Annotated in this window: 7 tRNA genes; all 7 read right to left on the bottom strand. The window is 53.3% G+C overall.

Annotation, left to right across the window (positions count from 1 at the left end):
• Window positions 1-5: 5 nt before the first annotated feature.
• Window positions 6-82: transfer RNA gene (locus tag BN899_RS18140), tRNA-Ile, on the bottom strand.
• An 8-nt stretch (window positions 83-90) separates the two neighbouring features.
• Window positions 91-167, bottom strand: a tRNA-Met gene (locus BN899_RS18135).
• Between the two features lie 6 nt (window positions 168-173).
• Window positions 174-249 (bottom strand) — tRNA-Phe (locus tag BN899_RS18130).
• 3 nt (window positions 250-252) lie between these two features.
• Window positions 253-341, bottom strand: a tRNA-Ser gene (locus BN899_RS18125).
• A 3-nt stretch (window positions 342-344) separates the two neighbouring features.
• Window positions 345-420: transfer RNA gene (locus BN899_RS18120), tRNA-Lys, on the bottom strand.
• Between the two features lie 12 nt (window positions 421-432).
• Window positions 433-508: transfer RNA gene (locus BN899_RS18115), tRNA-Gln, on the bottom strand.
• Between the two features lie 7 nt (window positions 509-515).
• Window positions 516-592 (bottom strand) — tRNA-Arg (locus BN899_RS18110).
• Between the last annotated feature and the right edge of the window lie 10 nt (window positions 593-602).

Here is a 602-nt window from a genome sequence, read left to right as displayed (position 1 = left end):
AAAAGTGGTGGACCATCAGGGACTCGAACCCCGGACCTACCGGTTATGAGCCGGGCGCTCTAACCAACTGAGCTAATGGTCCACATATATTGGTAGCGGTAACAGGAGTCGAACCTGTGACCTTTCGGGTATGAACCGAACGCTCTAGCCAACTAAGCTATACCGCCACATTTTGGTGCCCAGAGGCGGAATCGAACCACCGACACGGGGATTTTCAGTCCCCTGCTCTACCGACTGAGCTATCTGGGCATTTGGCGGAGAGGGTGGGATTCGAACCCACGGTGCCGTTAAGCATCACTGGTTTTCAAGACCAGCTCCTTAAACCACTCGGACACCTCTCCAATTGGTGATCCATCCGCGACTCGAACGCGGGACACCCTGATTAAAAGTCAGGTGCTCTACCGACTGAGCTAATGGATCACAATATTTACTTGGCAGGGGATGCAGGACTCGAACCTACGCATGTAGCAGTCAAAGTGCTATGCCTTACCGACTTGGCGAATCCCCTATGAATGTGGTGAGCGCACAGGGATTCGAACCCCGGACACACGCCTTAGAAGGGCGTTGCTCTATCCAGCTGAGCTATGCACCCACATTGTTTT

The organism is Faecalimicrobium dakarense (genome assembly GCF_000499525.1).
In the GTDB taxonomy this organism is placed as follows: Bacteria; Bacillota; Clostridia; order Peptostreptococcales; family Peptostreptococcaceae; genus Faecalimicrobium; species Faecalimicrobium dakarense.
Note: the sequence above shows the minus strand (reverse complement) of the source record. Positions and strands in the feature narration are given on the sequence as shown.